This is a genomic window from Arthrobacter sp. KBS0703 (assembly GCF_002008315.2).
In the GTDB taxonomy this organism is placed as follows: Bacteria; Actinomycetota; Actinomycetes; order Actinomycetales; family Micrococcaceae; genus Arthrobacter.
In genome coordinates this window covers 531,597-555,594 of sequence record NZ_MVDG02000001.1, presented here as the reverse complement: position 1 = coordinate 555,594, position 23,998 = coordinate 531,597, and the positions used below count along the sequence as shown (strand labels likewise).

Below are 23,998 nucleotides of genomic sequence, written 5' to 3'. Positions count from 1 at the left end.
CGGCGGGCCGATTGGGTCAGTTGCCGGCGTAGGGCGACACCACGACGTCGACGCGCTGGAATGCCTTCAGGTCCGAGTAGCCGGTGGTGGCCATCGAGCGCCGCAGCGCACCGACGAGGTTCGACGTGCCGTTGGTGTGGTGGCCCGGACCGAAGAGCACTTCCTCCAGCGGACCGACCGTGCCGACATTGACCCTGTCGCCGCGCGGAAGCTCCAGGTGGTGCGCCTCCTGGCCCCAGTGCCAGCCCTTGCCCGGCGCCTCTTCCGCCCGGGCCAGGGCGCTGCCCAGCATGACGGCGTCGGCTCCCATGGCGATGGCCTTGACGATGTCACCCGAGGCGCCCATGCCGCCGTCGGCAATCACATGCACGTAGCGTCCGCCGGACTCGTCCATGTAGTCGCGGCGCGCGGCGGCGACGTCGGAAATGGCCGACGCCATGGGCGAATGGATGCCCAGTGCCCGGCGGGTGGTGGTGGTGGCGCCGCCACCGAAGCCGACCAGCACGCCGGCCGCTCCCGTGCGCATCAGGTGCAGGGCCGGGGTGTAGCCAGCGGCACCGCCCACGATGACGGGGACGTCGAGTTCATAGATGAATTGCTTAAGGTTCAGCGGTTCGTGGTTTTTCGAAACGTGCTCCGCGGAGACCGTGGTTCCGCGGATCACGAAGATGTCGACCCCGGCGGCCAGAACGGTCTTGTAGTGCTCCTGGGTGCGCTGCGGAGTGAGGGAACCGGCCACGGTGACGCCCGCGGCACGGATTTCCGCGAGGCGGGAGGTGATCAGCTCCGGCTGGATGGGCGCCTGGTAGAGCTCCTGCATCCGGCGGGTGACGGCGGGGCTGTTGGTCTCGTCCTCAAGCGCGGCGATCTGGTCCAGTACCGCCTGTGGATCCTCATACCGGGTCCAGAGGCCCTCGAGGTCGAGGACGCCGAGGCCGCCGAGGCGCCCCAGCGCGATGGCGGTCGCGGGCGACATGGCGGAGTCCATCGGTGCCGCAATGACGGGCATGTCGAACTTGTAGGCATCGATCTGCCACGAGACGGAGACGTCCTTGGGGTCACGCGTACGACGGTTGGGGATGATCGCGATGTCATCCAGGGAGTAGGCACGACGCCCACGCTTGCCACGGCCAATCTCAATCTCGTAAGTCACGTGACCACTTTACTTGACCTTGCGGACTGCAACTGATGGCTGCCGCGAGAGGCAGGAGGAACTGACAGTCCACACTCTATTGACTGCTTTTGTCAATGGTTTACAGAACCTGAAAATAGACCTAAGTTAGCTCTCGGTTACCGGCTGATACGCCAGGTGGCCGCATTTCACTCCACCCAACTTCGGGCTACCCCTGTGCCCGATGCGAGAAAGCAGATCCAATGGGAAGTGCATCAACAGCCAGGACAACCCGCGTCCTGGCCCTATCGCTGTCGGCGGTCGTCGGCACCTTGGCCCTCGCCGCTTCGCCTGTCTCCGCCAACCCTGGAGCAGGCAGCAGCACCACATCCGCACGCAGCACCGTGGCTGTCCAGGAACCAGCCTCCGAAGAGGCCTACACAAGGTTCATCGTGGGCTTCACCAAGGACGCGGCCAACTCAACACCCAAGGGCCGCGCCAACGCCTGGGGCAAGGCTGCCCGGGATCAGGGCGTGTCCGTGAAAGAGTTGCGGACCCTTGCCACCGGCGGGACCCTGATCGGATCCGACAAGCCGCTCTCCGGCCAGGCCACCCAGGATTTCATGGCAGGGATCGCCGCGTCCGGGGCCGTGAACTCAGTGGAGCCCGACGCCCGCATGAGGGCGGCCCTGACACCGGACGACACGCGGTACAGCGAGCAATGGGACTTCACTGCCGCCAACGGCATGCGGATCCCGGGCGCGTGGGACGTTGCCACCGGAACCGGCGCGACCGTGGCCGTGATCGACACCGGAATCACCGCGCACCCGGACCTCGACGCCAACGTGCTTCCCGGCTATGACTTCGTCTCGGACGCCACGGCAGCGCGCGACGGCAACGGCCGGGATGCCAACGCCCAGGACCAGGGCGACTGGTACGCGGCAGGCGAATGCGGCCAGCCGGCCGCAGGGAATTCCTCCTGGCACGGCACGCACGTGGCCGGCACCGTCGCGGCCGTGACCGTGAATGCCACCGGAGTGGCCGGAGTGGCCCCCGGCGCCAAGGTGGTTCCGGTGCGGGTCCTGGCCAAATGCGGCGGCTCCCTGTCAGACATCGCCGACGCCATCGTCTGGGCATCGGGCGGAGCCGTTGCAGGCATCCCCGCCAATGCCAACCCCGCCCAGGTGATCAACATGAGCCTCGGCGGCTCGGGCGCGTGCGGCAGCACGTACCAGGCGGCCATCGACTCCGCCGTCTCCCGCGGAACCACTGTGGTGGTCGCGGCAGGCAACAGCAACCAGGATGCGTCCGGTTTCCGGCCCGCCAACTGCGGCAATGTGGTGAGCGTCGCCGCGAGCAACCCCAGCGGCACGCTGTCCTACTACTCGAACTACGGGGCCACCGTGGACCTGACGGCCCCGGGCGGCGACACCCGGGTGGCTGGCGGGGGCATCCTCTCGACCATCAACACGGGCACCACCACGCCCGGCGCGGCAGGTTATGCCAATTACCAGGGCACCTCGATGGCCTCCCCGCACGTGGCCGGCCTGGCGGCATTGATGAAGTCCAAGACGGCCTCCCTCACTCCCGCACAGGTGGAATCAACACTGAAGCAAGGCACGCGGGCCATGCCCGGCGGCTGCACCACCGGCTGCGGCGCAGGGCTGTCCGACGCCACGAAAACCATGGGGCTCCTGGGCGTGACCCCGCCGCCGCCTTCGGGAAACCTGCTGCTGAACCCCGGCTTCGAGGAGGGAGCCGTTTCCTGGACCTCCGATTACGCCGATACGTTTGAAACCGGGTCCGGCGCCCGGACCGGGTCCCGCTTCGCCGGCCTCAACGGCTGGGGCCAGCCGACGTCCTACACGCTGGACCAGGCCTTCGCCGTGCCGTCTGCGGTATCCGGTGCATCGCTGTCCTTCTATCTGAAGGTGCTTTCCGACGAAACCACTCCCAACAAGGTTTACGACACGCTCAAGGTCCAGGTGATCAGCGGCGGCGTGACAACAACGCTGGCCACCTACTCCAACCTCAACAAGTCCTCCGGCTACGTGCAGAAGCAGCTAAACCTGACCGCCTACAAGGGGCAGAGCGTCACGCTGAGGTTCCTGGGGACGGAAGACTCATCGCTGCAAACCCTGTTCGCCATCGATGACACCGCGGTGACCACCTCGTAGGGGCGCGCCGTGCATCAGGTCCAATGATGCCGCCGGCTGCGCACTGCGCGGCCGGCGGTTTCCTGCTACTGGCTGGCTGCGAAGGCCTCAAATGCAGGAGCCGCGGTCAGACGCCTTCGTCCACGCTGAGCTGGGATTCGAACATCCTGAAGTAGCGGCCACGCAGGGCCACGAGCTCCTTGTGGGTGCCCTGTTCGACGACCCGTCCGTCCTCCAGCATGTACACGACGTCTGCCTTCTCGATCGTCGCGAGGCGGTGGCTGATGGCGATGATGGTGCTGCTCCGGACGGCGAAAAGCCGGCTGAAGATCCGGTGCTCTGCAAGGGCATCAATGGCGGAGGTGGGCTCGTCCATCACCATGAAGGACGCGTTCCGGTAGAAGTTCCGGGCCATGGCCAGGCGCTGCCACTGACCGCCCGACAGTCCGCTGCCCTTGCGGCCGCGGGGGTCCTCCATCCAGTTGCTCACGTGGTTGTCCAGGCCGTTGGGCAGCTTGTTGATGAAGTCCAGCGCCTCGGCGTCCGCGGCGGCCGTGCGGATGCGGCCGTCGTCGCGCGGGGCGTCGACGTCGCCGAAGAAGATGTTTTCCGCGGCGGTGGCGAACTCGTATTTCAGGAATTCCTGGCTCAGCACCGCCAGGTGGCGGTGCCACGAGGTGACGTCGACGGCGGCGAGGTCCACGCCGTCGAGCATCACCTGCCCCGAGTCCGGCCGGTACAGCCCGGCGAGGATCCGGATCAGGGTGGACTTGCCGGCCCCGTTCTCCCCCACGATCGCGATGTGCTGGCCTTCCTGGATGGTCAGAGATATGCCCTTGATGACCTCCAGCTCGCTGCCCGTGTAGGTGAAGCGGATATCGCGCAGTTCAACCGTCTTCGGCGGCCCCAGGACGGGCGGCGAATGGTCGGAGTGCACCGGCAGCGCCATGAACAGTTCGTAGTCCTTGAGGTTGGCGAGGTCCTCGTCGATGGAACTCAGGGAGGAGACCAGGTTGTTGGCGGTGGACAGGGCACGGCTGACGATCTGCTGCACATAGAGGAACTGGCCCACCGGCTGGGCGCGCGCGATGATCTGGCCCACCACCCAGATCAGGGACACCACCTCCGCGCCATATTGCAGGGCGTCCGCGGCGAGCTGCTTGGGAATATAGCGCTTCTGGAACTCGAGCCGGCGCCGTTCGTCCGCGTCGCGGAGCCTCGAGCGGAGCCCCATAAGGTAGCCGACGATCCCGTACAGCCGCATCTCGGCGATGTGCTGCGGGCGGAGCAGGTTGGTCTCGATCATGCGGCGCTGGCGGCGTGAGTCCACCTGGGTGTTCCAGTGCGCAATCTGTTCGCGCGAGAGTTTGAACTGCAGGTAGACGCTGGGCACGATCGCCACCAGCACAATCACGGCGATCCACCAGCTCACGAGCAGGAGGGCGCCGATAGCCAGGATGACCGAGACCAGCTGCGTGAAGATGGCGGCAATCCGGTCCAGAACCCGGGCGTAGGAGTCGGAGAATCGCTTGGCGCGGTCGTAAAGGTCGACCGTTTCCTTGTCGTCGTAGCGCCAGAAATCGAGGGCGAGGAAGCGCTCATACATGAGGTCGCCGACGATGGCGCCCACCCTGAAGCTCATCAGCTGCTGGATGTAGCGGTCCACGCTGCTGAACCCGCCCCAGAAGAGGCCGAGGGCGGCCGTGATGATGACATAGACAACCGCCTGCTGGCCCGCGGCAGCGTCTCCGGCGTAGGCCGCCGCCAGCGCCGTGGTGGTGAGCGCGGCGAAGTACGTGGTGACGAGCGGCAGCAGCGCCGAGATCAGTGAGCCGGCCACCTTCATGACCACGGCCGCGGGCGAGGCCCGGAAACTGACCCTGAGCACCTGCGCCACGGCTCGGGCGTAGGGCCTCAGGGCGAGCCGCCGCCGGGGTTCCCTTTTCGGATTCAGCTCGACGGGGTGCCGTGGTTGGGACATGGATTCAGCCTAGTCCTGCATGGCGCCGCCGGTTGGGCCGGGGGCCTCCGCTGGTTGAGCTTGTCGAAATCCAGGTTTCGGCAAGCTCAACCAGCGGTACTGCCTAGCGTGAACCGTAGTTCGGCGCCTCGACCGTCATCTGGATGTCGTGCGGGTGCGATTCCTTGAGCCCGGCCGGGGTGATGCGGACGAACTTGCCTCGGGACTTCAGTTCGGCGATGGTCGGCGAGCCCACGTAGAACATGGTCTGGCGCAGGCCGCCCACCAACTGGTACGCGACGGAGGCCAGCGGCCCGCGGTAGGCCACGCGGCCTTCGATGCCTTCGGGGATGAGCTTGTCATCGCCGGAGACGTCGGCCTGGAAGTAGCGGTCCTTGGAGTACGAGGTGTTCTTGCCGCGGGACTGCATGGCGCCCAGCGAACCCATGCCGCGGTAGCTCTTGAACTGCTTGCCGTTGACGAAGATCAGCTCGCCCGGGGACTCGTCACAGCCTGCCAGCAGCGAGCCGAGCATGACGGTGTCAGCGCCGGCCACCAGCGCCTTGCCGATGTCGCCCGAGTACTGGAGGCCGCCGTCGGCGATCAGCGGAACGCCGGCCGGGATGGCCGCCTTGGCGGATTCGTAGATGGCGGTGATCTGGGGAACGCCCACACCGGCCACCACACGGGTGGTGCAGATCGATCCCGGGCCCACGCCCACCTTGATGCCGTCGGCGCCGGCGTCGATCAGGGCCTGCGCGCCTTCGCGGGTGGCGGCCTGGCCGCCGATGATGTCCACGTGCGCCGCGACCGGATCGGACTTCAGGCGGCGGATCATGTCCAGCACGCCCTGCGAGTGCCCGTTGGCGGTGTCCACGAAGAGCGCGTCAACGCCGGCGTCCACGAGCTTCATGGCGCGTTCCCAGCCGTCACCGAAGAAACCGATGGCGGCGCCGACGCGCAGCCTGCCTTCGTCGTCCTTCGTGGCGAGCGGGTACTGCTCGGCCTTGGTGAAGTCCTTCGTGGTGATGAGGCCCTTGAGCCGGCCCTGCTCGTCCACGAGGGGCAGCTTCTCGATCTTGTTTGTGGCCAGCTTGTGCGAGGCCTCTTCGCGGCTGATGCCGACGTGCCCGGTGACCAGCGGCATCTTGGTCATGACGTCGCTGACGAGGCGCAGCGGGAAGTCCGCCTCCGGCACGAAGCGGGTGTCGCGGTTGGTCACGATGCCCAGGAGCCGGTTGCCTTCGTCGACGACGGGAAGTCCGGACACCCGGTACTGCGCACAGAGGTCGTCGAGTTCCTGCAGCGTGGCCTCGGGGCGGATGGTCAGCGGGTTGGTGATCATGCCGGATTCGCTGCGCTTGACGCGGTCCACCTGATCGGCCTGGTCATCGATGGAGAGGTTGCGGTGCACGACGCCCAGGCCGCCCTGCCGCGCCATGGCGATGGCCATGCGGGACTCGGTGACGGTGTCCATGGCGGCAGAGAGCAGCGGCGTCTGCACGGTGATCCGCTTGGAGATCCGGGAGGAGGTGTCGGCATCGGACGGGATGACGTCCGTGTGGCCGGGAAGCAGCAGGACGTCGTCGTACGTCAGGCCAACGAAGCCGAAGGGGTCGTGTTCGGGCTGGGTCATGAGTGCGCCTCTTACCTTGGTTATGGGTTCACGGGTAGGGGTTGCAGCCGATGACCAGCCCGTCATTACGGGACTGGCCTGTGCAGAAGTATTGAATAAATTCTAGAACCTCGGCGGCGATCCCCATATTCCGGAACCGCAATGTGAGCAATGGCACGCGCGGCCGGAGGCCGCCGTGGACACGTGGCCGCTATTTCCAGCCGGTGGTGGCGAGGAGGCGCTTTTCGAACATCGGGATCATCGTCTGCACATACGTCTTGGTGAGGTGGTTGTCGTCCTTGTAGACGTACACGTTGCCCACCACCGCAGGGCAGATGCCGTCCGCGCAGATGAAGTCGCTCATGTCCATCAGGTGCAGGCCGTCCACCCTGCCCCGGTAGGCGTCCAGCGGCGATGAGTCCGCGAGGGACTCGCCCCGCGGCGCGTTGCATTCGGGTGCATCGGCGCCGTGCTTCTGGACGCACTCGGGCATGTTGATGCTGAAGCGCGGATTGTCCCGGATGCCCACGACGTCCATCCCTGCTTCTGTGAACGGCCTGATGCCGTCCAGGTAGCCGGGGACTTCGGTCTCGAAGGGGGCTTCTTTGTGCGTCAGGGACGCCACCGTGAACACGGCATCGGGCTTGTGCTCCATCACGTAGGCGGCGCTGGCTTTGTTGAAGGCGTTGCAGTCGGCGTCGCGCTCGGGCGATTCGGCGCCGAACCGGCAGTTGCCTTTCAGGAGCGTCACCACTTCCCAGCCGTGCTCCTTGGCGACGGGGCCGAGCGCCGCCATGTACTGCTGGGCGTGGGAGTCGCCGAGCACCACAATGCGCTTCTTCACTTTGTCCGGCCTGCTGTTCTGCAGGCATCCGCTGAGCAGCGGGTCGCTGGGAACGTTGCCGTCCGTGCACAGTCCGTCGATGTTCGCCCACTCGTTCTTCATGGCGGCAGGTGCCGGAATCACGGTGGCTTCGGGAGTCGGCTTGCCCGCATTTTCGGGAGCCAGCGCCGCCGCACCCGGCGTCAGCTCGCGCGGCTGCGCGGCTGCCGCCGCTTCGTCCGCGGTCAGGCGCGTCTGCCAGACGGCCACGGGACCGGCCAGCAGGGCACCGCAGGCAACAATCACGACGGCGGTACGCCAGGCCCGCAGCTGCGGCCAGTGCCATTCACGCAGCGGCTTTTCCACGAAGCGGGTGGTCAGCACGGCAAGCACCACCGCGGCGGTCACGATCGCCAGGCCCTGGACGAGGTTGGGGGCGACGATTCCGGTGCCCGCCAGCGCAAAGACCAGGATGGGCCAGTGCCAGAGGTACAGGGCGTAGGAGTTGTCCCCGAGCGCCACCAGGGGCTTCGAGCTCAGGATGCGGTCCACGCCGTAACGGCTGCCGCTCTGGCCGGCCACGATGATGGCCGCCGCCGCCAGCGTGGGCCAGAGCGCGATGAAGCCGGGAAACGAACGGTCCACCGTGAGCACCAGGCCGCAGGAGATCATGCCAACGAGCCCCGCCCAGCCGAGCACCACCCGGAGGGCCTTGCCGGGCTTCAGGTAGGGCAGTGACAGGGCCAGGAGGGATCCCAGCGCGAACTCCCAGAGGCGCGTCCGGGTATCAAAGTAGGCGTAGGCCTGGTTGGTGGCGGTCTGGTCGACCGAGAAGATGAGTGAGGCGATGAAGATGCCGCTGAAGGCGACCATCAGGACCAGCCGGTAGCTGACGTTCCGGCGGCGTTGCAGGATCCGCCACACCAGGGCGGCGCCGGCGAAGATGAGGGGCCACAGGATGAAGACCTGGCCCTGGATGGACAAGGACCAGAAATGCTGCAGCGGGCTGGCTCCGGCGTGGTCCTGGGCGTAGTAGTCCACGGCGGTTTCGGCCAGCAGCCAGTTCTGCCGGTAGAGCAGCGAAGCCCAGGCCTCATTGAGGACGTCGGGCCAGCGGCTCTGCGGGATCACCAGCCACGTGCCCGCAAGGACACCAAGGATCACCACAACCGCGGCGGGAATCAGCCGTTTGAAGAGGTGCAGCCAGTGGCTCAGCAGGCGGAGCGGCTTGCCGCTCTCCACTTTCCGGACGAACGACAGGGTCAGCAGGAACGCCGAAATCAGCAGGAAGATGTCCACGCCGCCGGAGACGCGGCCGAGCCACACATGGTAGGTGACCACCATAAGCACGGCGAGTGCGCGGAGGCCCTGGACCTCGGGGCGGTACCCCGCCTTGGCCCTTACCCGGGCAGCCCGCGGCTCCCGGTGTGAGGCATGATCCGGTTCCTGGTGCGGCGGGTCCATCGTTCTCGCTGCTGACACAACAACCTCTCCAAAACGGCGGCACAAAGCATCCATGTTACCGATTCGTGATCTTCCAGACCAATCGGCGGCTCCGCTGTCACTAGTCTTGCAGGAGGCGAAAGGAGTGCCCGGTGATCGTACAGATGCGCGTCTGCGTGCCGGCCGAGCTGTCCAAACTGGTGGCCGATTCCTGTCAGCAGCAGGCCGGCGTGGCCGAGGTGGCGCTGCACTCGGGCGCCTCCGTGCTGCCCAAGGGGGATGTCATCGTGGTGCAGATCGCCCGGGAGTCGGTGGAGGAGCTGATGGAGAAGCTCCGCGCCCTGGACATCGACGCTCGGGGTTCCGTTGCAGTGTCGATCCCGGAGTTTGTCCTGTCCGAGCGGGCGGACAAAGCCGAGGAATCCGCACCGGGGGAGGGTGCAGACTCGGTCATTTGGGACGAGGTTTCCCGCCAGACGGGTGAGGAATCCAGGCTCAGCTGGAGCTTCCTGGCGTTCCTCGTGCTGGCCACGCTGCTCGCGGCGATCGGCATCGTCACGGACTCCACCATCGCGATAGTCGGCGCCATGGCGGTGGGGCCGGAATTCGGACCGCTCGCCGCGTTGGCAGTCGCCGTCGTGCGGGGAAACTGGCGGCTCGGGCGCCGGGCGGCGCTTGCCCTCGGCGTCGGTTTCCCCGCCGCGATGCTCACCACCGCGCTGGTCACCTGGCTCTCGCTCCCCGCGGGCCTCTTCGCCCGGGACGTCCTGGACCGGGCTTCGTCGGCCGAGTTCATCTATCACCCCGGTCCGTTCTCCCTGATCGTGGCGGTGCTCGCCGGCGCTGCCGGAATGCTTTCGGTGATCAGCAGGCGTTCGGCTGCGCTGATTGGCGTCTTCATTTCCGTCACCACCGTGCCGGCGGCCGGCTTCGTCGCCGTGGCCCTCGTCCTGGGTGAGTTCAACAAGGCCGCCGGATCGGCCCTGCAGCTGCTGGTGAACCTCGGCGGCATTGTGGCGGCCGCCGTCGCCGTCCTGTACTTCTACCGCCTGGTGGCCAAGCGGCTGCCCGACGGCACCGCGTCACGGCTGCGGCGGCAGGCACTCCGCGCCCAGCGCTGAAGGGCAACAAAAAGGAGGCCGGCCCAGCAACAGCTGGACCGGCCCCCTTTCCGACGCCTTGAGTGAAGCTACAACCTAGTGGCTGTGGCCTGCGTGCTCTTGTTCGTCGGCAGGCTTCTCCACCACGAGGGTCTCGGTGGTGAGGACCAGCGCGGCGATGGAGGCCGCGTTGCGAAGGGCCGCCCGGGTGACCTTGACGGGGTCAATGACGCCCGCAGCGATCAGGTCAACGTACTCGCCGGTCTTGGCGTTGAAGCCGCCGTTGGTGTCCTGCTCGGCTACCTTGGCAGCAACCACGTAGCCGTCGAAGCCGGCGTTCTGGGCAATCCAGCGCAGCGGCTGGACCAGTGCGCGGCGGACGATGCCCACAGCAGCTGCTGCGTCACCTTCGAGCGCGGTGACGGCGGGATCCTCGTCCAGTGCCTTCAGGGCGTGGATGAGGGCGGAACCGCCACCGGCAACGATGCCTTCTTCGAGGGCAGCGCGGGTGGAGGACACTGCATCTTCGATGCGGTGCTTCTTTTCCTTCAGCTCAACCTCGGTGGCTGCGCCGACCTTGATCACGCCGATGCCGCCGGCAAGCTTGGCCAGGCGTTCCTGAAGCTTTTCCTTGTCCCAGTCGGAGTCGGTGCGCGTCAGCTCGGCGCGCAGTTGGGCGACGCGTGCCGCGACGTCCTCGGCCGAGCCGGCACCGTCAACGATGGTGGTGCTGTCCTTGGTGACCGTGATGCGGCGGGCAGTGCCCAGCACCTCAAGGCCAACGGAATCCAGGCTCAGGCCCAGCTCCGGGGAAACAACCTGCGCACCCGTCAGGGTGGCGATGTCCTGCAGCATGGCCTTGCGGCGGTCACCGAAGCCCGGAGCCTTGACGGCAACGACGTTCAGCGTGCCGCGGATGCGGTTAACGATCAGCGTAGAGAGCGCCTCGCCGTCGACGTCCTCGGCAATGATGAACAGCGGCTTGGAGCTCTGCAGGGCCTTCTCCAGCAGCGGCAGGAATTCCTGCACCGAGGAGATCTTGCCCTGGTTGATCAGGATGAGGGCGTCCTCGAGGACTGCTTCCTGGCGTTCCGCGTCGGTGACGAAGTACGGGGACAGGTAGCCCTTGTCGAACTGCATGCCCTCGGTGAGGACCAGTTCGGTCTGCGTGGTGGAGGATTCCTCGATGGTGATCACACCATCCTTGCCGACCTTGCCGAATGCCTCGGCCAGGAGCTCGCCGATTTCGTCGCTCTGTGCCGAAATGGCAGCGACGTTGGCAACCTGGGTGCCTTCGACCGGGCGGGCGTTCTCGAGCAGGCGGGCAGCAACGGCTTCCACGGAAACCTCGATGCCGCGCTTGATCTGGCCCGGGGCGGCGCCGGCAGCAACGTTGCGCAGTCCTTCCTTGACCAGGGCCTGTGCGAGCACGGTGGCGGTGGTGGTGCCGTCGCCGGCGACGTCGTTCGTCTTGGTGGCTACTTCCTTGGCCAGCTGGGCACCAAGGTTCTCGTACGGGTCATCCAGCTCGACTTCCCGGGCGATGGTCACGCCATCGTTGGTGATCGTGGGGGCGCCCCACTTCTTGTCCAGCACGACGTTGCGGCCGCGCGGGCCGAGCGTCACCTTGACGGTGTTGGCGAGCTTGTCGATGCCGGCTTCAAGAGACCGGCGGGCAGCGTCGTTAAACGCAAGCTGCTTTGCCATGGTTATGTCCTTTCAAGACAGAAACCCCGCGCAGCTAATCTGTCAGACGTGAATCAGACGGATCGGCTGCGCGGGGGTCCAAGAGTTACTTTACGACGATCGCCAGAACGTCCCGGGCAGACAGCACGAGGTACTCGGTGCCACCGGTCTTGACTTCGGTTCCGCCGTACTTGGAGTAGATAACGACGTCGCCGATGGCTACGTCGATCGGAACGCGGTTGCCGTTGTCATCGAAGCGGCCGGGGCCTACTGCAACAACTTCGCCTTCCTGCGGCTTCTCCTGCGCGGAGTCCGGGATGACCAGGCCGGAAGCCGTGGTCTGCTCGGCTTCGAGCGGGCGGACAACAATACGATCCTCAAGAGGCTTAATAGAGACCGACACTCGGACCTCTCCTTTTCGTCAGCAAATTCATGGACAGTAAAACTGTGCCAAGGCGGCAGACCGTCGTCGCGGTGCCGGCAGCAGCCAGGCTGGCAGTTTTTCGTGTGTTAGCACCCGCCTAGGGAGAGTGCTAATGATGACTCTATGTAAGTGGTTAGCACTCGGTCAAGGTGAGTGCCAGAATTTCGTCTCCGGTGAACAGCCGGCGGGGTGCTCTCAGCGTCCGCCCGGCAGCCGTCAGCGGCCGGCGAGGTCGTCGAACCCTAGGTCCTCGCCGTCGTCGTCATCGGCATCAGGCGCGTTTTTCCGCTGGAGGAACAGCACGATGGCGGCGGCAGCAGCCGTCAGCGCGGAGACAACCAGGAACACCACGCCGCCGATGCGGGCGCCGGAGTACAGTTCCCGGATCTGGCGGGCTTCATCGGTGGCGTCACTGATGTCCTTGCCGCCCACCGAATAGACGGTGGCGTTGAAGGAGTCCAGGAGGAAGATGATCACCAGCAGGACGATGCAGACGACGGCGGCAACAGCGCCGGCGATCAGGGCCGGACGCGCGTACCGGACCACTCGCGCGTGCCGGACCAGATCCGTGCGGCTGCGGTTGGGCTGGTCAGGACTGGGCGTTGCGCTGGATTCCATTCAGACCACCCTATCGGCAACAGCACCGGCGGGCCCCTCCACTAGGCTTGACTGCATGTCTGAAGCACCGCAGGACCAGATCGCCCACCTCCTCACCGAGGAAGGATGGGAGCTCCTGGCGTCGCTGGGACCGTACCGGGAGGACCAGTCCTTCGCGCTCAACTCCAGCCTCCGCAAGGCGGGGCACTCCCCCGAGCTCGTGTCCGCAGTGCTGACCCAGTCCCGGCTGCGCACCAAAGCTGAGGCCAAGTTCGGCGAGTTCGCCCGGCAGATGCTGTTCACCCAGGCGGGCCTTGAGCAGGCCACGCGGCTCACCGTCGCAGCCAGGCACGCCCAGCGCTTCGCGGAGGCGGGCGTCCGGCACGTGGCCGACCTTGGCTGCGGCCTCGGCGCGGATTCCATGGCACTGGCATCCCTCGACATTGCGGTGACGGCCGTGGAGGTCGACGAGACCACCGCCGCCTGCGCCACCATCAACCTCATCCCCTTCCCGCACGCCACCGTGGTGCACTCGGACGCGACCGCGGTGCCGCTCGGCGACGAGGACGGCGTCTGGCTGGATCCCGCCCGGCGGACCACGTCCACCTCCGGAACCACCAGGATCTGGGACCCGGAGGCCTTTTCGCCTCCGTTCTCCTTCGCGGAGTCGCTCGCCGCCTCCGGGCGCGCCGTCGGCGTCAAGATGGGGCCCGGCATGCCGCACGACTCCGTCCCCCAGGGCTGCGAAGCGCAGTGGGTTTCGGTGGGCGGCGACGTCACCGAAGTGGCCCTCTGGTTCAACGCCGTGGCGCGCCCGGGCATCCGGCGGGCAGCGCTCGTCATCGGGCCGCAGGGAGCAGCGGAGCTCACCAGCAGGGAAGGGTTCGACGGCGGACCGGTAGCCCCCGTGGGCCCGGTGGAGGGCTACCTGTACGAACCGGACGGCGCCGTGATCCGGGCCGGCCTCGTGGCCGACCTCGCCCTCGAGCTGGGCGGCCACCTGGTTGACGAGCACATCGCCTACATCTGCGGCCCGAACCTCGTGGACACCCCCTTCGCCCGGGCGTACAGGGTCAGCGAGGTCATGCCGTACAACGTGAAGGCGCTCAAGGCCTGGGTCAAGCAGCACGGCATCGGGGTGCTGGACATCAAGAAGCGGGGCACGTCCGTCACCCCCGAGGAGCTGCGGAAGCAGCTGCTGCCCGGCGGAAAGTCCGGGAAAAGCGCCGGAAAGCAGACAGCCACCCTGGTCCTCACCCGGATCGGGGAGGAGAGGGTGGCCGTCTCGGTTGAGCCGCTGTAGCCGGCCGCACCGCTGGGCTGACTGCTGCGCGGCTGCTAAGCGGCTACTGCGCGCGGACGAAGGCTTCGGCGTCGCGCACCTGGCGGTCGGTGGGGCGGATGCCGGTGTACAGCACAAACTGCTCCAGCGCCTGGATGGTGGCGACCTCCGCGCCCGTAATAACCTTCTTTCCGGCTGCCCGTGCCGCCTTGATGAGCGGCGTCTCGGGAGGCAGGGCCACGACGTCGAACACCACGTTGGCGGCGTCGACGGCCTCTGCCGGGAACGACAGTGATTCGGCGTCCGGCCCGCCGGCCATGCCAACCGGCGTGACATTGATGATCATGTCCGCCGTTGCGTCCGGCCCGGAGCCAAGGTCGGCGCGCCAGGCGAAACCGTAGAGGTCGGCGAGCGCGCGTCCGGCGGCCTCGTTACGGGCGATGATGGTGACGTCCTTGAAGCCCGCATCGCGCAGCGCCGCCGCCGTGGCCTTGGCCATTCCGCCGGCACCTTTGAGCAGCACGGAGTACTCCGTCGGAACAGCATTGCGTTCGAGCAGCTGCTCAATCGCCGTGTAGTCGGTGTTGTAGGCAGTCAGCCGGCCGGCGTCGTTGACGATGGTGTTGACCGAATCGATCGCCTTGGCCGACGGGTCCATGACGTCCACGAGGGCAATCACGTCTTCCTTGTACGGCATCGACACGGCGCAGCCCCGGATCCCCAGGCCGCGGACCCCGGCGATCGCCTGGGCCAGGTCTGTGGGCGCAAAGGCCTTGTAGATCCAGTTCAGGCCAAGCTGGTCGTAAAGGTAGTTGTGGAAGCGCGTCCCGTTGTTGCTCGGCCGGGCCGAGAGGGAGATGCACAGGGTCATGTCTTTATTCAGAATCGGCACTCCTCCATTAAACGGCCGCGCCGCGGTGCGGACCCCCCGGCGGGCCGTGCGGCGGCGGATTCTTACTTTTGTGACACGGGCGTCAGCGGCAGCCGGAACCCGGGCGGTAGGGTCCGACGGCGGCCGGCAGCTTCCCGGTGGCTGCGGCCTTGCCTGCCAGGACCGCCAGGAGCGCCTTGAACGCACCGGGCGTCCGGCCGTACAGGGCGATCTTGGTGGGCGCGGCGGAACCGGCCAGCGGCCAGGGCGCATCCAGCGCCACGGCAATGTCGCCGCCCGCGGGAGAACCGCCGTATCCGATGAGGCTGACCAGCGGCCCCGCCCCCAGCGTGACCCCCTGGGCCGTGGCGGCGGCGGCAAAGCGGGCCCGGTCCCCCGCCGTGCCGCCGGCCACCCGGACGCGGCCCGCCAGGTGCGGACCCCTGCACCGCCCGGCCAGAACCGTGACGGCGCGGGCGGAGACGTTGGCGGACACGGCCTCGCCGCTGCCGGGCGCCGCGGGAGCGTGATGCGGTTTCGTGCGCCCCTGCCAGATCATCATCGTGACCACACGCCGGGCGGCCTCATCCAGGCGCGGCAGCGGAAGCGTTCCCGCCCCAACGGCGTTGACGATGGCCGAGTGCGCCGCGTTGACGTCAACGGGCATTAGCAGCAGGTCGGCACCGGCTGCCAGCGCGGCGGGCGCGGCGGAGTCGTGCGGGTACCTGCCGCTCACGGCGCCCATGTTGAGGGCGTCCGTGACGGCCACTCCCTTGAACCCCATGCCCCGCAGGGCTGCGTAGGTGGCCTTCGAGATCGACGCCGGCACGCCCGGTTCCAGGGCCGGAACGGCGATGTGTCCGGTCATGATCATCGGAGACCCGGCGGCCACGGCCGCCTGGAAGGGCTTCCAGTCCCTGGCCTTCAGCTGGGCCACCGTGGCCTTCTGGACCGGCATGTCCTTGTGGGAATCGGCCGTCACGGAGCCGTGCCCCGGAAAGTGCTTGGCGACGGGCAGCACACCGGCCGCCAGCATGCCCTTGGAGAAGCCGACGCTCAGGATTCCCGCCGCGCGGGGGTCCGCGGACATGGACCGGGCCCCGATGGTGGGGTCAGCGGGACCGATCGTGGCATCGGCGTCGGGAGCGAAGTCCACCGTGAAGCCCAGGGCCGCGAGTTCCGCCGCCAGCCCGGTGCCGGCCTGGGTTGCCAGCGGAACGCTTCCGGCCGCGCCGTAGCTCATGGGGGACGGCCAGCCGGTGAGCGGAGCACCCACCCGGGACACCACTCCCCTTCCTGGTCCACGCCTATCAGGCCGGGCCAGGTGCGTCCGCCGGACCGCGACGCCGCGTCCAGCCGCCGGGTCACGGCGGCCAGCGCCGGCACGTCGACCCGCCCGTCGGGGAGCCCCCGCCACGTTCTCGCCCATGATCATCGATCCGGCGAGGTGAAGCCGCTCCACCGTGGCGGCCTGGGTCCGGGGGTCGAGGCCGGCATAGGACGGCAGGAGCACCTGCCCGGCCTTCTGGGCCAGCGTCATGCCGGCGACGGCGCCGCTTGCCGCATCGAGGTCCCGCTGCTGCGGCCCCCAGCCCAGCGGCGCCGTTCCGCGTTTCCGGTCCGCGGTCTTCGGTGCGGTGGAAGCGGGGGGCGGCGCGGCCGTCGTCGGGGATCCGCCCTGGCCGCGAGAAGCAGGGGTCTCCGGAGCAGCCGCCCCCGACGGCGGTGACGGCGGCGGGGCCGTGCAGGACGCCAGGGCGAGCAGCGCCGCGAGGGCCGCCGCCGTCCCGGCAGGCCTGCAGCGGGCGGGCCGGTCTTTGGTGTGGTGGGGGAAGCTGGTCTTGTGAAAACTGTCACGCGCGCTCTGTAACCAAGCCATCATCTCGATGCTACCCCTGCACTAGACTTGAAAGACCGTTCCCCTGCCAGCCGTTCTGCCAGAAACGGCCATCACGGGACAGCAAAACAGCGAGAGGAACACATGAAGATTGATTTCGCTTCATCCAGGCAATCAACTCTTGGTGTGGAATGGGAACTCGCACTGGTTGATGCGCAGAGCGGCGAGCTGGCCTCCGTGGCGAACGAGGTCCTGCGCGGGGTTGCCGCCAACCACCCCGAGCTGAACGAGGACGACGAACACCCGCACATCAAGCAGGAGCTGCTCCTGAACACCGTGGAGCTGGTCACCGGAATCTGCGAGACCGCCGCGGAAGCCAAGGAGGACCTCAACCGGTCCCTTGCCGCCGTCCGCGAAGTCACCGATCCCATGGGAGTGGAAGTATTCTCGGCCGGCAGCCACCCGTTCAGCCCTCCGCAGCTGCAGCCCGTGACGGACAAGGAACGCTACGCCAAGCTGATCGACCGCACGCAGTGGTGGGGCCGGCAAATGGTCATCTACGGCGTGCACGTGCACGTGGGGCTCGACCGGCGCGAGAAGGTCCTGCCCGTGCTGGATGGCCTGGTCAACTACTTCCCGCACTTCCAGTCACTGTCCGCCTCCAGCCCGTTCTGGGGCGGTGAAGACACTGGCTATGCATCCCACCGCGCGCTGATGTTCCAGCAGCTTCCGACCGCCGGACTACCGTTCCAATTCCGTTCGTGGGAAGAATATGAGTCCTACGTCCAGGACATGTTCACCACGGGCGTGATCGATACTCTCTCCGAAATCCGCTGGGACATCCGGCCGGTGCCGAACCTCGGAACCATCGAAATGCGCATCTGCGACGGCCTGGCCACGCTTGAAGAGGTGGGCGCCGTTGCCGCCCTGACGCAGTGCCTGGTGCACGAGTTCTCGACCACCCTGGACAACGGCGGAACCATTCCCACCATGCCGCCGTGGCACGTCCAGGAAAACAAGTGGCGCGCTGCCCGGTACGGCATGGACGCGATCATCATCTTGGACGCCCAGGGCAAAGAGCGGCTGGTCACCGATCACCTGCTGGAGACCCTGGACCGGCTCGAGCCCATCGCCGCCAAGCTGGGCTGCCCCGATGAGCTGGCCGACGTCGAAAAGATCATCAGCCGCGGAGCCGGCTACCAGCGCCAGCGGCGCGTAGCCGCGGAAAACGGCGGAAACCTCCAGGCCGTGGTGCTGGACCTGGTCAAGCAGATGCGGAACGGGCCCACGGCCTAAGCGCGTCCCGCCGGGTAGTGGGCCTCGCCGGGCTGCGGTAGTCCCTGCTGGCTGCTGCGGGGCCTTCGGCCGCTCAGACGGCTGCCGTCTGGGCAGCCTTCGGTGCCGGCGCCGACACCGTGGTGACGGGCATGGACGAGTCCGGGGCGAAGCCGATGCCGCTGGGCGCTATGCCCGCCATGACCAGCTGGGCGCCCAGGGCGGCCACCATGGCCCCGTTGTCCGTGCAGAGGTCCAGCGGAGGCACATGCAGCCTGATCCCGGCGGCGGAGCAGCGCTGTTCGGTGAGCTGGCGGAGGCGCGAGTTTGCCGCCACTCCGCCGCCCAGCAGCACATTGGTGATGCCGTGCTCCCGGCAGGCGAGCACCGCCTTCGACGTGATGACGTCCACCACGGCTTCCTGGAACGCTGCCGCGATGTCCGCCACCGGAACGGCCTCCCCCTTGGCCTCGAACTGCTCCACGCAGCGGGCCACGGCGGTTTTCAGCCCGCTGAAGGACCAGTCGTAGCGGTGCCGCCCGGGTTCCTCGGCGGTGCCCATGTACTTGGGCTGCGTCAGGCCCCGGGGAAAGCGGATGGCCTTGGCGTTTCCCTCACGGGCCAGCCGGTCGATGGCGGGGCCACCGGGATAGCCCAGGCCCAGGATCCTCGCCACTTTGTCGTAGGCCTCCCCGGCGGCGTCGTCGATCGTGGAGCCCAGCAGCTCGACGTCGTCGGTGATGCTGCGGATCCGCAGGATCTCCGTGTGGCCGCCGGAAACCAGCAGGGCGCCCAGGTTCTCCGGGAGCGCCGGGCCGTTTCCGGCGTCCCCGGCACCGCCCGGACGTGAGTCCAGGAGGCCGACGCCCACATGGGCCACGAGGTGGTTGATCGCATACAGGGGCTTGCCGGTCGCGACGGCCAGGGCCTTCGCCGCGCACACTCCCACCATCAGGGCACCGGCGAGCCCGGGGCCCGCGGTGACGGCGATGGCGTCGATGTCATCCAGTGTCACGTCCGCTTCGGCGAGCGCTGCCTGGAGGGTGGGCACGAAGGCATCCAGGTGCGCCCGTGAGGCGATCTCCGGAATGACGCCGCCGAACCTGACGTGCTCGTCCATCGAGGAGGACACGGTGTTGGTGAGCAGCTCGGTTCCGCGGACAATGCCCACGCCGGTTTCGTCGCACGAGGACTCGATGCCGAGCACGAGCGGCTGCGAACGGTTCATTGCTGGTCTGCCTTCGTCGGGGTGGTCTCGCCGGAACGGCGCGGGTCGTCCTGCTGGGCAGCCTCCTGCTGGACAGCGTCCTGGTGTTCTTCCGCTGCGTGGATGACGTCCCCGTGCACGGCGAGGACGTCTTCCAGCTGCAGCCTCATGATCAGGGCGTCTACGCCGTCACGGTAGTACTTGCGCCGCACGTGGATCTGCTCGAAGCCGAACCGCCGGTACAGCTGCTGGGCGCGGGGGTTGTCGGCCCGGACCTCGAGCAGCACGTCCGCGGCACCGCGCCGCCGCCCCTCGTTGATCAGTTCCGTCAGCAGGGCCGAGCCGATGCCCCTGCCCTCGTACTCCGGCACGACGGCGATCGTCTGGACGTCCGCGATCGGCTCGACGCACATCAGGCCGGCGTAGCCGACAATCCCGTCCGGAGCCTCGGCGATCAGGTACCGGCGGGTTTCGGGCTGGGCCAGCTCATCAACGAACATGTGCAGCGGCCAGGCGTCGACGGGAAAGAGGCGGACTTCCAGCTCGTGGACGGCGGGAATGTCAGCCGGCAGCATGTCGCGGACCGTCACCCCGGCGCCGGCGGGGGCCTTCTCGGTGCGGTCAGATTTTCCGGGCAGGCCGGGATTTCCGGGCAGGCCGCTCACAGGGCCCGCTTCCGGGGGCCGGGGACCTGGGCGTCGGACTCGCGGAGGTACAGCGGCGTGGAGTCCAGGAGCGTCTCCCCCGCCGCCAGCCGGGCCAGCGCGAACTGCCCCAGGTACAGCGCGTCCGGATGCTCCTCGCTGAAGTCCGGATCCGCACGCAGCACGTCCGAATACAGCCCGGCGCCGGCTCCGTAGGCCGGGAGGTCGGGAAGATCCGCGGCGAAGCCCACATGCGGCCCGTCCACCAGCTCGGGAAGCTGGCCGGCGGTGAGCGTGTACCGGGCCCAGTACACCTCCTTGCGCCTGGCATCCGTGGCGACGAGGAATTCGGCCGGCGCCTCGGTGGATTCGGCCACTTCGAGGGCGACGGCATCCAGGCTCATGAGCCCGCGCAGCGGCTTGTTCCAGACATGGGCCAGCGTGCGTGCGGTCGCAATCCCGGACCGGAGGCCGGTGAAGGGGCCCGGGCCCACGCCGACGACGATCGCGTCGATGTCGGCGCCGGTCACGCCGGCTTCGGCGAGCAGTTTCTCGATTCCCGGGGCGAGCACCTCGGCATGCGTCCGCGTGTCCTCGGTGGAAAAGCTGCCCACAACGCCTTCCATGGCGTCGTCGGACATCAGCGCGGCGCTGGCCACGGCGGAGGTGTCGATGGCAAGAATGAGCATCAGGGTGTCCCTTCGAAGGCCTGCGTGAGCACGGGCTGGTCCGCCCAGCGGGGCCCGAAGCCGCGGATGATGATGGTGAGATGTGTATAAGAGACAGTCGTCGTCCTCCGCGTCGAAGTCCAGGACCGTCTCCGCATCCGGTGCCGCGCCCGGTCCGGCGCCGCCGTCGGCCGGGTGGGCTGGTGCGTGCGCGTGGGATGCGTGGGCATCTGTCTCTTATACACATCTAGATGTGTATAAGAGACAGGTGCAGCTCCACCTCGAGCCGGCTCTCGCTCAGGTGTTCCACCCGGTCGCGTCCCCACTCCACCACGGTGACCGCGGAGTCCAGCGTGTTTTCCAGGTCGATGTCGTCAATTTCCGACGCCGATCCCAGCCGGTAGGCGTCAACGTGCACCAAGTCGGGGCCGCCCGGGCGGGGCCCGTCGGGGAGGTTCGGATGGATGCGCACCAGCACGAACGTGGGCGAGATGATCCCCTCGCGCACGCCCAGGCCCTCGCCGAGCCCCTGCGTGAACGTCGTCTTGCCCGCGCCCAGTTCACCGGTGAGGACCAGCAGGTCCCCCGCGCGAAGCACCTCCGCGAGCGCCGCGCCGAACGCGTGGGTCTGCTCCGCCGTCGTGACCTTCAGGGTCTGGACCCACAGGGGTGCCGTGCCGGCCGCCGGAAGGTTCACGGCGCGGGCGATTCGTTGACCGGCGATTCGCTGACCGGCGTTTCGTTCATGTACGTCCGCGGCACGCGCGGGCTGATGCGGGTCACGATTTCGTAGTTGTTGGTGCCTGCGGCGCGGGCCCAGTCGTCAGCGGTGGGGCCGCCGTCGGTGCCGTCGCCGAAGAGCTGTGCCTCGGCTCCCAGGAGGCTGTGGCCGCCCGTGGAGACGTGCCGGGGGCCGAGGTCGATCACCATCTGGTCCATGGCGATCCTGCCCACCACCGGGTAGGTCACGCCTTCCACGCGGACGGGGCCGCCGGTGGCCACCCGGGGGACGCCGTCGGCGTAGCCCAGCGGGATGAGTCCGAGCGTGCTGGCGCCGGAGGTGCGGTAGTTGAAGCCGTACGAGACGCCCTGGCCGGCAGGCACGTCCTTGCAGTGGGACACCACCGTGCGGAGGGTCATGGCGGGGCGAAGGCCCAGTTCAGCGGAGGTCTGGCCCTCGAACGGCGAGAGCCCGTAGATGCCGAGCCCCACCCTGACCAGGTCGAAGTGCGTGTCCGGCCGGGACAGCGTGGCCGGAGTGTTGGCCAGGTGCCGGACTTCCGGGTCCACGCCGGCGTCCTCGGCGATGGCGAGGACTTCGCGGAACGCCGCGAGCTGATCGTCAGTTTCCGGGCGCTCGGGCTCGTCGGCGACGGCGAGGTGCGAGAAGATGCCCACCACGCGCAGCAGTCCCTCATCCTGGTACTCCATGGCCTCGCCCACCAGGCGGTCCCAGGTTTCCACCGTGGCGCCGTTCCGCCCAAGGCCGGTGTCCACCTTCAGGTGGACGCGGGCCGGCCGCTCCTGTTCGCGGGCGGCAGCCACGATCCGTTCCAGCTCCCAGCCGGAACACCCGATGTCGACGCCGGCAGCCACCGCCGCGCCGAAGTTGCTTTCCGCCGTGTGCAGCCACGCGAGCAGAGGGGCCTCAATGCCGGCGGCTCGGAGCGCCAGCGCTTCGGAAATGTGCGCCACGCCTGTCTCTTATACACATCTAGATGTGTATAAGAGACAGCCGGCTCCCGCCTCGAGGGCGGCGCGACAGTCACTCACTGGTGAAAGGCAAAACCATGACTCTGTCTCTTATACACATCTAGATGTGTATAAGAGACAGGACCGTAGGCGTCCGCCTTCACTACCGCCATGACCTGTGCCGGCGAAGCGGCGGCGGCAAGGCGGCGGACGTTGTGGCGGATGGCCTCGAGGTCGATGACGGCGGACCGTTCATACGACGGCGGCCGGACGGCGCCTGATGCAGGCGGGAGGTCTCCTGTTGCTGCTGGATAAGTCACTCTACTGATTCTAATGCTGGCGTTGCGGGCCGGATAATTGACGGGAAACGGCGGTGTTCCCGGGCCGTTCCGGCGCCCGGCCCAAGGGGCCGTCCGGGGGCGCGTCCCGGGCCAGGCAGGGGGTCAGGCGTCCGAAAGGTGCGCGATGGTGGCCGCCGCCCGGCGCTGGGCTTCCGGCGGCACGTCCCGGACGATGTCGGCGAGGAACGCGTAGCGGCGCAGCCATTGGCTTCCGCGGCGTTCAGGACGGGCGTTGGCGCGTTTCCACCAGTCGGCGATGTCGCCCCAGCCCGGCGCCGCGAGGGATCCGCCCACTTCCTGCACGGCCAGCGCGGCGCAGAGGTTGGCGAACCGCAGCCGGTCTCCGAGCGGCCACCCCGCCAGGCAGCCGACCACGAACGCCGCCCCGAAGCAGTCCCCGGCTCCGGTGGGATCGTAGGCCGCCACCGGCAACGACGGCACCCATTCCTCCTCGCCCGTTTCGGAGTCCACGGCCATGGACCCCTGCGGCCCCAGCGTCACCACCGCTACGGGCACGCGGTCCGCCAGCGAATACAGCGCCGCCCACGGATCGTTCTTGCCGGTGAAGGCCATGGCCTCGCGCTGGTTGGGCATGAAGGCATGGAAGTACTGCAGGTTCTCCAGCCGCGCCTGCGACCATTCGCCGCTGGGGTCCCAGCCGACGTCGCCGAACAGCTTCACGCCCTCGCCGTGGGCCGAAAGTGCCCACGGTTCAAGCTCATGGTCCAGCTCCGCCACTGCGGCCAGCGCGGGCGGCGGACGGCCGATCAGATCGGACGACGACACCGGCGCGGGATGCCCGTGGGTCACCATGGAGCGGTCGTGGTTCACGCTGAGCGACACCGTCACCGGCGAATGCCACCCCGGAACGCGCTGGGACAGGGACAGGTCCACGTGCTCCTGGCCGGCGAGGATCTTCCAGTTGTAGTCCCCGTAACCGTCATCGCCGAAGGCGGCCGCCAGGCAGGTCCGGAGACCGAGCCGGGCAGCGGCTATGGCCTGGTTGGCCACGCCGCCGGGGCAGCTTCCCATCCCTTCGCTCCAGATTTCAGTTCCGGGTTCGGGCGCCTGCGGGAGCCCCGTGAAGATGATGTCCTGAAACACTGTCCCGGCCAGCAGCAGGTCAAAGGATCCGGCCGACGGCGTGCGGACGGCAGAGAGCGGATCGAAGCGGCGTGCGGAAATCGCATCCATGTTCGGCACACTACGCTGTGGGCCTTGTGGTTGAAACCCCGAGTTCTGGGGGTGCGGCCCGTCCGGCGGCGA

19 protein-coding genes and 1 pseudogene are annotated in these 23,998 nt (G+C 67.9%); 4 read left to right on the top strand and 16 right to left on the bottom strand.

Annotation, left to right across the window (positions count from 1 at the left end):
• Positions 1 to 16: 16 nt before the first annotated feature.
• The gene (locus B1A87_RS02620) at positions 17 to 1,153 is read right to left on the bottom strand and encodes a GuaB3 family IMP dehydrogenase-related protein (RefSeq protein WP_078027172.1); all 1,137 of its coding nucleotides are present in this window, start codon (positions 1,151 to 1,153) and stop codon (positions 17 to 19) included.
• Positions 1,154 to 1,374: 221 nt separating this feature from the next.
• On the opposite strand from B1A87_RS02620, the gene B1A87_RS02615 reads away from it, so the two are divergent.
• Complete coding sequence (locus B1A87_RS02615) at positions 1,375 to 3,288, top strand: S8 family peptidase (RefSeq protein WP_078027173.1); 1,914 nt, start codon at positions 1,375 to 1,377, stop codon at positions 3,286 to 3,288.
• 106 nt (positions 3,289 to 3,394) lie between these two features.
• On the opposite strand, the gene B1A87_RS02610 is transcribed toward B1A87_RS02615, so the two are convergent.
• The 3 genes from B1A87_RS02610 to B1A87_RS02600 all read right to left on the bottom strand — a co-directional run bounded on the left by B1A87_RS02610 (position 3,395) and on the right by B1A87_RS02600 (position 9,129).
• Entirely contained in the window at positions 3,395 to 5,248 is a 1,854-nt protein-coding gene (locus tag B1A87_RS02610; protein ID WP_078027174.1) for an ABC transporter ATP-binding protein, read from the bottom strand.
• A 103-nt stretch (positions 5,249 to 5,351) separates the two neighbouring features.
• Complete coding sequence (gene guaB / locus B1A87_RS02605; protein ID WP_078027175.1) at positions 5,352 to 6,863, bottom strand: IMP dehydrogenase; 1,512 nt, start codon at positions 6,861 to 6,863, stop codon at positions 5,352 to 5,354.
• Positions 6,864 to 7,053: 190 nt separating this feature from the next.
• On the bottom strand, positions 7,054 to 9,129 hold the full coding sequence (locus B1A87_RS02600; protein ID WP_078027176.1) for an acyltransferase family protein: 2,076 nt from the start codon (positions 9,127 to 9,129) through the stop codon (positions 7,054 to 7,056).
• 131 nt (positions 9,130 to 9,260) lie between these two features.
• Between B1A87_RS02600 and B1A87_RS02595 the strand changes: the two genes are divergently transcribed.
• On the top strand, positions 9,261 to 10,229 hold the full coding sequence (locus tag B1A87_RS02595; protein WP_260680611.1) for a DUF389 domain-containing protein: 969 nt from the start codon (positions 9,261 to 9,263) through the stop codon (positions 10,227 to 10,229).
• Positions 10,230 to 10,304: 75 nt separating this feature from the next.
• Here the strand turns inward: B1A87_RS02595 and groL are convergent, their stop codons facing one another.
• The 3 genes from groL to B1A87_RS02580 all read right to left on the bottom strand — a co-directional run bounded on the left by groL (position 10,305) and on the right by B1A87_RS02580 (position 12,936).
• Complete coding sequence (gene groL / locus B1A87_RS02590) at positions 10,305 to 11,915, bottom strand: chaperonin GroEL (protein WP_078027177.1); 1,611 nt, start codon at positions 11,913 to 11,915, stop codon at positions 10,305 to 10,307.
• 85 nt (positions 11,916 to 12,000) lie between these two features.
• A complete protein-coding gene (groES, locus tag B1A87_RS02585) occupies positions 12,001 to 12,297 on the bottom strand; it encodes a co-chaperone GroES (protein WP_056635831.1) in 297 nt (98 codons plus the stop codon).
• A gap of 237 nt (positions 12,298 to 12,534) precedes the next feature.
• On the bottom strand, positions 12,535 to 12,936 hold the full coding sequence (locus tag B1A87_RS02580) for a hypothetical protein (protein WP_185982212.1): 402 nt from the start codon (positions 12,934 to 12,936) through the stop codon (positions 12,535 to 12,537).
• A gap of 55 nt (positions 12,937 to 12,991) precedes the next feature.
• Between B1A87_RS02580 and B1A87_RS02575 the strand changes: the two genes are divergently transcribed.
• Positions 12,992 to 14,218 carry a class I SAM-dependent methyltransferase gene (locus B1A87_RS02575; RefSeq protein ID WP_078027178.1) on the top strand — a complete coding sequence of 409 codons (1,227 nt, stop codon included), beginning with the start codon at positions 12,992 to 12,994 and terminating at the stop codon, positions 14,216 to 14,218.
• Positions 14,219 to 14,261: 43 nt separating this feature from the next.
• Here the strand turns inward: B1A87_RS02575 and B1A87_RS02570 are convergent, their stop codons facing one another.
• On the bottom strand, positions 14,262 to 15,089 hold the full coding sequence (locus tag B1A87_RS02570; protein ID WP_260680610.1) for a shikimate 5-dehydrogenase: 828 nt from the start codon (positions 15,087 to 15,089) through the stop codon (positions 14,262 to 14,264).
• Between the two features lie 82 nt (positions 15,090 to 15,171).
• Entirely contained in the window at positions 15,172 to 16,947 is a 1,776-nt protein-coding gene (locus B1A87_RS02565) for a glycoside hydrolase family 3 N-terminal domain-containing protein (protein WP_185982211.1), read from the bottom strand.
• Between the two features lie 102 nt (positions 16,948 to 17,049).
• On the opposite strand from B1A87_RS02565, the gene B1A87_RS02560 reads away from it, so the two are divergent.
• Positions 17,050 to 18,201: a glutamate--cysteine ligase gene (locus tag B1A87_RS02560; RefSeq protein WP_078027180.1), complete on the top strand. Its 1,152-nt coding sequence runs from the start codon at positions 17,050 to 17,052 to the stop codon at positions 18,199 to 18,201.
• Positions 18,202 to 18,274: 73 nt separating this feature from the next.
• Here B1A87_RS02560 and tsaD read toward each other — a convergent pair whose 3' ends face one another.
• The 7 genes and pseudogenes from tsaD to B1A87_RS02530 all read right to left on the bottom strand — a co-directional run bounded on the left by tsaD (position 18,275) and on the right by B1A87_RS02530 (position 23,926).
• A complete protein-coding gene (gene tsaD / locus B1A87_RS02555; protein ID WP_078027181.1) occupies positions 18,275 to 19,408 on the bottom strand; it encodes a tRNA (adenosine(37)-N6)-threonylcarbamoyltransferase complex transferase subunit TsaD in 1,134 nt (377 codons plus the stop codon).
• Positions 19,405 to 19,962 (bottom strand): ribosomal protein S18-alanine N-acetyltransferase, encoded by a 558-nt coding sequence (gene rimI, locus B1A87_RS02550; RefSeq protein WP_078027326.1) that lies wholly within the window; start codon positions 19,960 to 19,962, stop codon positions 19,405 to 19,407. The genes tsaD and rimI overlap by 4 nt, the downstream gene beginning before the upstream one ends.
• A gap of 86 nt (positions 19,963 to 20,048) precedes the next feature.
• Positions 20,049 to 20,720 carry a tRNA (adenosine(37)-N6)-threonylcarbamoyltransferase complex dimerization subunit type 1 TsaB gene (gene tsaB, locus B1A87_RS02545; RefSeq protein ID WP_078027182.1) on the bottom strand — a complete coding sequence of 224 codons (672 nt, stop codon included), beginning with the start codon at positions 20,718 to 20,720 and terminating at the stop codon, positions 20,049 to 20,051.
• Positions 20,720 to 20,944: a hypothetical protein gene (locus tag B1A87_RS23545; protein WP_260680609.1), complete on the bottom strand. Its 225-nt coding sequence runs from the start codon at positions 20,942 to 20,944 to the stop codon at positions 20,720 to 20,722. The genes tsaB and B1A87_RS23545 overlap by 1 nt, the downstream gene beginning before the upstream one ends.
• A 2-nt stretch (positions 20,945 to 20,946) precedes the next feature.
• Positions 20,947 to 21,396, bottom strand: coding sequence for a tRNA (adenosine(37)-N6)-threonylcarbamoyltransferase complex ATPase subunit type 1 TsaE (gene tsaE, locus B1A87_RS23540; protein ID WP_395940217.1), 450 nt, complete (start codon positions 21,394 to 21,396; stop codon positions 20,947 to 20,949).
• Positions 21,393 to 22,711: pseudogene (alr, locus tag B1A87_RS02535) on the bottom strand (alanine racemase). The gene tsaE and the pseudogene alr overlap by 4 nt, the downstream one beginning before the upstream one ends.
• 123 nt (positions 22,712 to 22,834) lie before the next feature.
• Positions 22,835 to 23,926: a PfkB family carbohydrate kinase gene (locus B1A87_RS02530; RefSeq protein ID WP_078027327.1), complete on the bottom strand. Its 1,092-nt coding sequence runs from the start codon at positions 23,924 to 23,926 to the stop codon at positions 22,835 to 22,837.
• Positions 23,927 to 23,998: the final 72 nt, after the last annotated feature.

Excerpts from the sequence above, each read along its gene's own strand:
- rimI (WP_078027326.1), bottom strand. The coding sequence starts at position 19,962 with ATGCTGCCGGCTGACATTCCCGCCGTCCACGAGCTGGAAGTCCGCCTC.
- B1A87_RS02530 (WP_078027327.1), bottom strand. The coding sequence starts at position 23,926 with ATGGATGCGATTTCCGCACGCCGCTTCGATCCGCTCTCTGCCGTCCGC.
- tsaB (WP_078027182.1), bottom strand. The coding sequence starts at position 20,720 with ATGCTCATTCTTGCCATCGACACCTCCGCCGTGGCCAGCGCCGCGCTG.
- B1A87_RS02610 (WP_078027174.1), bottom strand. The coding sequence starts at position 5,248 with ATGTCCCAACCACGGCACCCCGTCGAGCTGAATCCGAAAAGGGAACCC.
- B1A87_RS02565 (WP_185982211.1), bottom strand. The coding sequence starts at position 16,947 with ATGGCTTGGTTACAGAGCGCGCGTGACAGTTTTCACAAGACCAGCTTC.
- B1A87_RS02580 (WP_185982212.1), bottom strand. The coding sequence starts at position 12,936 with ATGGAATCCAGCGCAACGCCCAGTCCTGACCAGCCCAACCGCAGCCGC.
- groL (WP_078027177.1), bottom strand. The coding sequence starts at position 11,915 with ATGGCAAAGCAGCTTGCGTTTAACGACGCTGCCCGCCGGTCTCTTGAA.
- B1A87_RS02615 (WP_078027173.1), top strand. The coding sequence starts at position 1,375 with ATGGGAAGTGCATCAACAGCCAGGACAACCCGCGTCCTGGCCCTATCG.
- guaB (WP_078027175.1), bottom strand. The coding sequence starts at position 6,863 with ATGACCCAGCCCGAACACGACCCCTTCGGCTTCGTTGGCCTGACGTAC.
- B1A87_RS02600 (WP_078027176.1), bottom strand. The coding sequence starts at position 9,129 with ATGGACCCGCCGCACCAGGAACCGGATCATGCCTCACACCGGGAGCCG.
- B1A87_RS02560 (WP_078027180.1), top strand. The coding sequence starts at position 17,050 with ATGAAGATTGATTTCGCTTCATCCAGGCAATCAACTCTTGGTGTGGAA.
- B1A87_RS02575 (WP_078027178.1), top strand. The coding sequence starts at position 12,992 with ATGTCTGAAGCACCGCAGGACCAGATCGCCCACCTCCTCACCGAGGAA.
- tsaD (WP_078027181.1), bottom strand. The coding sequence starts at position 19,408 with ATGAACCGTTCGCAGCCGCTCGTGCTCGGCATCGAGTCCTCGTGCGAC.